The 5668-nt window shown below is 73.6% G+C and carries 8 protein-coding genes; 4 read left to right on the top strand and 4 right to left on the bottom strand.

From position 1 onward, the window contains the following. Positions 1-261, top strand: a 261-nt coding sequence (locus tag GTW43_RS35050) for a serine hydrolase (protein WP_161306008.1), incomplete at its 5' end; no start/stop codon positions are given. 187 nt (positions 262-448) lie between these two features. Next, the gene (locus tag GTW43_RS35055; RefSeq protein ID WP_161306009.1) at positions 449-1135 is read left to right on the top strand and encodes a DUF4232 domain-containing protein; all 687 of its coding nucleotides are present in this window, start codon (positions 449-451) and stop codon (positions 1133-1135) included. A gap of 73 nt (positions 1136-1208) precedes the next feature. Here GTW43_RS35055 and GTW43_RS35060 read toward each other — a convergent pair whose 3' ends face one another. Beyond that, complete coding sequence (locus tag GTW43_RS35060) at positions 1209-1787, bottom strand: TetR/AcrR family transcriptional regulator (protein ID WP_161306010.1); 579 nt, start codon at positions 1785-1787, stop codon at positions 1209-1211. A 79-nt stretch (positions 1788-1866) separates the two neighbouring features. Between GTW43_RS35060 and GTW43_RS35065 the strand changes: the two genes are divergently transcribed. Both GTW43_RS35065 and GTW43_RS35070 read left to right on the top strand, forming a co-directional pair. Then, positions 1867-2640 (top strand): oxidoreductase, encoded by a 774-nt coding sequence (locus GTW43_RS35065; RefSeq protein ID WP_161306011.1) that lies wholly within the window; start codon positions 1867-1869, stop codon positions 2638-2640. Between the two features lie 96 nt (positions 2641-2736). Continuing rightward, the gene (locus GTW43_RS35070) at positions 2737-3120 is read left to right on the top strand and encodes a VOC family protein (RefSeq protein WP_161306012.1); all 384 of its coding nucleotides are present in this window, start codon (positions 2737-2739) and stop codon (positions 3118-3120) included. 51 nt (positions 3121-3171) lie between these two features. On the opposite strand, the gene GTW43_RS35075 is transcribed toward GTW43_RS35070, so the two are convergent. From GTW43_RS35075 to GTW43_RS35085, 3 genes are all read right to left on the bottom strand, one after another. Beyond that, positions 3172-3375, bottom strand: coding sequence for a cold-shock protein (locus GTW43_RS35075; protein ID WP_161306013.1), 204 nt, complete (start codon positions 3373-3375; stop codon positions 3172-3174). Positions 3376-3690: 315 nt separating this feature from the next. Next, positions 3691-4431 (bottom strand): alpha/beta hydrolase, encoded by a 741-nt coding sequence (locus GTW43_RS35080; RefSeq protein WP_161306014.1) that lies wholly within the window; start codon positions 4429-4431, stop codon positions 3691-3693. Between the two features lie 183 nt (positions 4432-4614). Further along, positions 4615-5668: isocitrate lyase/phosphoenolpyruvate mutase family protein (locus GTW43_RS35085; protein ID WP_161306015.1), on the bottom strand; the 1054-nt coding region annotated here is incomplete at its 5' end.

Below are 5668 nucleotides of genomic sequence, written 5' to 3' on the forward strand. Positions count from 1 at the left end.
GCTGTGGCGTTCGACGGCACCGACCGGGTCTTCGGCACCCCGGCGCGGCTGTGCCTCGGCTATCCGCTGGGGCGCATCGGCACGACACCGGAGGAGACACCCGGCACGTTCGGCTGGGTCGGCGGGGGCGGCAGTTACGTGTTCGCCGACACCGCCACGGGTACCTCCTTCGCCCTGACCAAGAACCGCCTCACCCCCCACTTCACGGCCGCGCAGCGCCTCGCGGACCTCACCATGGCCGAGATCGACGCGGGCACGTGAGGGAGCGGGCGCTCACCGGCGGCGTCGCGCGCGGCACGCCACGCACCGGTCGCCCGTCGTGCATGACGCGACGTCAGGGCTCCTGCGCCTGTGACAGAACGAAGACCTGGCGGAGGACCGCCTGTGACTCGGTGCGGGATACAAATACTTTCGACCACCTGCACCGCGTCCTGACCGGGGGAACACCATGAAGCACACCCGCACCGCCGCCCTTGCCGCCGTCGGCGTCGCCGCCGCCCTTTCGCTCACCGCGTGCGGCAACGGCTCGGGATCCACCTCCGGATCCGGCAAGGGCGCGCACGCCAAGGGGTCCTCGTCCGCGCACAAGAGCGCGGCGTCACACGGCGGTTCTGGGTCCGACAGCGACCGGGGCGACGTCGCGAAGACGGGCTCGGGCAAGGAGAGCACGGGCAACTCCGGTGCCACGAGCGGGTCGGACGCCACGCGGCAGACCGGCACCGACCGGAAGGTCTCGTTCTGCAGGACCCAGGACCTCGCCATCGACGCGGTCGACGCCGCACCGGACGCGACCTCCGGCCGGATCAACATCACCATGGTCAACCGGGGTTCGGCGACCTGCTCGGCCACCGGCTTCGCCGGCGTCGACATCAAGGACGCCGATCACACGTCGAGTCCCATCGAGCGGGGCCACGCCCAGCCCCGCGTCACCGTCCTGAAGCCCGGCGACGCCGCGGTGTTCGACCTCGCCTACGACATCGACCCCTCCGGCAAGAGCCTCGCCTCGCCGACCGACCTCATCGTGACGCCGCCGAACGAGACCCACTCGGTGACCCTGAAGTGGCCTGCGGGCGCCGGGGACATCAAGGGCGCCTACCCCGATGTCGAGGTCTACCCGACGCACACCACCGCGTAGCCACGGCCCACGGGCCGACAGAGCACCACCACCCCGAGAGGGCGTACGAGGCGGCCGGCGCCCGTGCGCCCTCTCAGGCCGTCGCACCGCGTGCGCCGTGCCGCAGGCCGTCGCACAGCAGGCCCGCGATGCGCTCGGCGTCCTTCTCCCAGCCGCTCGCCCGCATCCCGCAGATCCCGCCCAGACCGCGCAGCACGGTCCGACCGCTGAACCCGGCCCGCAGGAGGCCGGCCTCGACCCCGGCGGTCAGCAGTTCCTCCAGGGCCGCCTCCATGTCGCCGCGCGCCTCGTCGAAGACGGGTGAGTCCGTCGCGGTGATGGCCTCCAGGGCCTCCCCCATGCCCTTGCTCGTCGCCGAGTGCTGGACGAGCAGCAGCAGGAACGCGTGGAGCGCCTCGTCCGCCGGCCGCTCGGCGAGCAGCCGTGCCGGGGCCTCGCACAGCTCCGCGACCTCCTGGCGGTACACCTCCCCGACCAGTGCCTCGCGGGTGTCGAAGTGCCGGTAGAGGGTGCCGACGGCCACCCCGGCCCGCCGGGCGATCTCCTCCACGTGGGCGTCGGTGTCACCGGCCAGGAAGGCCTCGCGCGCGGCGGTGAGCAGGGCGTCGCGGTTGCGCCGCGCGTCGGCGCGCAGGGGGCGTGACGTGGACAACACTCCTCCAAAGGTGAGTCTGGTTCCGTTTGTGTGTACCGTTTCCGGAGTCCGGTTCACTTTACCGAAGGGTACCCACATGTCTGTCGTCGACGAGGACCTCCAGGGCCTGCGCGTCCTGGTCACGGGCGCAAGCCGCGGCCTGGGCGCCGCCACGGCACGCCGTTTCGCCGCGGCGGGAGCCACCGTGCTCACCGCCTCGCGCACCGCGCCGCCCGCGGACGTGCCGGGCATGTTCGTCCCGGCCGACCTGCGCACGGCCGACGGAGTCGCGGAGCTGGCCCGCCGGGTGATCGAGGAGGTCGGCGGCGTCGACGTCCTCGTCGACAACGCGGGAGCCCAGACACCCACCGCCCCCACCCTCGAGCGCTCCGACGCCGCCTGGCTCCAGGACCTCGAGATGAACCTGCTCAGCGCCGTCCGGCTCGACCGGGCGCTGGTGCCCGGAATGGTGGAGCGCGGCTCGGGCGTCGTCGTCCACGTCTCCTCCATCGCGAGCCGGCTGCCCCAGCCCGGCGACGCCTCCTACGCGGCGGCGAAGGCCGCCCTCAACGCGTACAGCCGCGAACTCGCCACACAGGTCGGCAAGGACGGCGTGCGCGTGGTGTGCCTGCTGCCCGGGTTCGTGGCCACCGAGGGCGCCGTGGACCATCTGCAACGCGCGGCCGACGCGCAGGGCGTGGAGTACGAGGACGTGGAGCGGCAGATCGTGGAGCGGCTCGGGGTGCCGATGGGGCGGCCCGGCGAGCCCGAGGACGTCGCCGAGATGATCGCGTTCCTCGCGTCCCGCCGCGCGAAGTGGCTCACCGGCGCCCAGTTCCGCGTCGACGGCGGCATCGTCCCGACGGTCTGACCCACCAACCCCTCACCCGCGCCTGCCCCTTTCGCCCCTCTCACCTACCTCACCCGCTGCACCCACTTCACCTACTCACCCCGTCAGGGAGTCACCATGAAGCTCAGTCTGACCTCGGTCGTCGTGGACGCGGCGGATCTCGAGGGCGAGGGCCTGTTCTGGCACGGCCTGCTCGGCGGCACGCTGTCGCGCATCCCCACCCACCGTTTCGTCCAGGCCGACGGGCTGCCCGTCCTCGTCGTTCAGCACGCGCCGGAGCACACGCCGCCGCACCAGCCGGACGGTTCGCCGCAGCAGATGCACATCGACCTGGCCACCGACGACCTGCTCGCCGCGGACCGCCGCGTGCTCGAGGCGGGCGGCCGGCGTCTGCGGCCCGCGGACGGCCCGACCGGTGCCGATGCGGAGGGCTCCCGCGTCTACGCCAGCCCTGCGGGGCATCCGTTCTGCATCCGCGCGGTGCGCCCCGCGACGCAATGAGGGGTGCCCACCGCCGTGGTGGGCACCCCTTACCTACGCTGCGAGCAGGCTTCAGCCGCGCACGATGTTCTCCGCCTGGGGGCCCTTCTGGCCCTGGGTGACGTCGAAGGTGACCTTCTCGCCCTCCTGGAGCTCGCGGTAGCCGTTGCCGCTGATGTTGGAGTAGTGGGCGAAGACGTCGGGGCCTCCGCCGTCCTGCTCGATGAAGCCGAAGCCCTTCTCGCTGTTGAACCACTTCACGGTGCCGCTGGCCATACTCATTCCTTCACTTCAGCCGGGACGGTCCGTCGCGGAGCGGCCCGGCATCTAACGAGCACTCCCGGTCGGGGCGCTCAAGGCAACATCCTGCCCCATGAACCCCCGGTATGACTCGTCCCCCCGTCGAACGATTGATCTGGGCGTGCCTCCACGTCCCCCCGGACGCCGTCGGCGGCGCGCTCGAACGATCCTGCCGCCGCCTCCCGTCCGCCGGGGCAGGCGCGGTAACTGCGGGCGCCTCACCGCCCGTTGGGACGGCGGCGAGGCGCCCGCGGCCACCTGGGCCCTGGTGATCCCCCGAGGGGGCCGGGGTCAGCTCAGGTGCCGGGTGAAGAACCGCGCGGCGGCGTCACCCGCGGCCTCCGGGACCCCGGTGTGCCCGCCCATGTTGGCGTTCAGGGTCTTCTCCTCGGAGCCGAAGGCGTCGAACAGGTCGAGCGCCGCCTGCCGGTCGTTGCCCTCGTCGTCCCACTGCAGCAGGACGTGCAGCGGGATGGTGACCCGGCGGGCCTCCTCGAACACCGCACGCGGGAGATAGCTCCCCGCGAACAGGACGGCCGCCTTGACGCGCGGCTCGACGACGGCCAGCCGGACGCCGATCGAGATGATGCCCCCCGAGTACCCGACCGGCCCGCCGATCTCGGGCAGCGCCAGCACGGCGTCGAGGGTCTCCTGCCACTCCGGGACCGCGCGGTCGACGAGCGGCACGACCAGGGCCTCGGAGATCTCCTCGGTGACCGGTTCACCGGCCGCGAGGACCCGGCGCAGATCGGCGCGCGCCTGGTCGAGGGCGGGCCAGCGTGGCCGGTCGCCGCTGCCGGGGAGCTCGATGGCCACGGTCGCGAAGCCCTCCGCGGCCGAGTGCCGGGCCCGGGCCTCCAGACGGGGACGCATCCGCTCCAGCCCGAGGGGCGGGATACCGGCGAGGATCGGCGGGACCGGCGCGGAGGCGGACGCGGATGCGGGCGTCCACAGGTAGCCGGGGATCTCGCCGAGGGTGAAGGCGCGCTCGACGACTCCGTCGTCGAGCCGGCGCTCAGAAGTGAAATGCATGGTCGTGCCTTTCGGGAGTGCACACAGAGCGGCGCTCCCGGACGACCTATCGCCCGGCCGTGACCCCAGAGGGGAGCACCCATGTCGATTCTTGGTTCACGGGTACCACCTCCTCGGTCTTCTGCACGGCCTCCGGAAGATTAGCAGAGGTCCCGCCCCCGCCGAGAGCTCCGCCCGGGGCCGTCAGGCGCCCCCGAGGGCCTGGACCTCCGCGTACGTGAGGGACGGGAGCCCGGCGGCGTGGTCGTCGCGGATCGCGGTCGCCGCCGTCACCGCCGCCGCCAGGGCCGTGCGGTAGAGCAGCGAGCCGAGGCTGATGCGGCGCACGCCGAGGGCGGAGAGTTCCGTGACGGTGGGGCCGGCCGGGTGGTGGAGGATGTTGAGGGGGACGACGAGCGCGGCGGTCAGGGCGGCGATGCTCCCGGGGTCGGACAGGCCCGGGACGAAGACGCCGTCCGCGCCCGCCTGTTCGTAGGCCGCGAGGCGTTCCGCGGTGTTGTCCCGGTCGCGCCCGAGCCAGTGGGTGTCGGTGCGGGCGTTGACGAAGAGATCGGGCACGGCGGACTTCACCGCGGCGATCTTCTCGGCGTGCGCGCGGGCGGGGGCGAGGGTGCCGTCCGCGCGCCCGTCCTCCAGGTTGATCCCCGCGGCGCCCAGGTCGTGCAGGGTGCGGGCCAGTTCGGCGACCTCCTCCGGGTCGTCGCTGAAGCCCCCTTCGGCGTCCACGGTGAACATCAGGGAGCTGCGGCCGAGCCGGTCCGCCAGGGCCAGGGTCGCCTCGACCGTCGCGGCCGAGCCGTCCGGCACCCCGACGCCCGCGGCCACGCCCAGGCTGGTGGTGCCGACCGCGGGGAATCCCCGAGCCACGAGCGCGGCGGCGGACGCGTGGTCCCAGGCGTTCGGCAGGAGCAGCGCGGTGGATCCGTGATGCAGCCGGGCGAAGTCCGTCTGCGGGCGCCCGAGCAGCCCCTCGGCCAGCGCGACGGCGTGCGCACGGCCGGGACACCCGCGGGGCGGGGCGCCGAAGGCCAGCGGTGCGGCGGTCTCCCGCTGGGCGTCGGCGAGGTCGAGCAGGACGACGTCGCCCGCGGCGATCTCCCGGCCCGCCACGCGGGTGGCCCGGGCCGCGACCCGGCGCATCTGCCTGACCGGCGGGGTGTCGCGGAGCACGCGCGCCGTCGGGGCGTCGCCGGGGGCGGCGGCGTCCACGAGGGCGGCCGTCGCGTCGCAGGCCTGG

Source organism: Streptomyces sp. SID5785, from assembly GCF_009870065.1.
Taxonomy (GTDB): Bacteria; Actinomycetota; Actinomycetes; order Streptomycetales; family Streptomycetaceae; genus Streptomyces.

Excerpts from the sequence above, each read along its gene's own strand:
- GTW43_RS35070 (WP_161306012.1), top strand. The coding sequence starts at position 2,737 with ATGAAGCTCAGTCTGACCTCGGTCGTCGTGGACGCGGCGGATCTCGAG.
- GTW43_RS35065 (WP_161306011.1), top strand. The coding sequence starts at position 1,867 with ATGTCTGTCGTCGACGAGGACCTCCAGGGCCTGCGCGTCCTGGTCACG.
- GTW43_RS35075 (WP_161306013.1), bottom strand. The coding sequence starts at position 3,375 with ATGGCCAGCGGCACCGTGAAGTGGTTCAACAGCGAGAAGGGCTTCGGC.
- GTW43_RS35080 (WP_161306014.1), bottom strand. The coding sequence starts at position 4,431 with ATGCATTTCACTTCTGAGCGCCGGCTCGACGACGGAGTCGTCGAGCGC.
- GTW43_RS35055 (WP_161306009.1), top strand. The coding sequence starts at position 449 with ATGAAGCACACCCGCACCGCCGCCCTTGCCGCCGTCGGCGTCGCCGCC.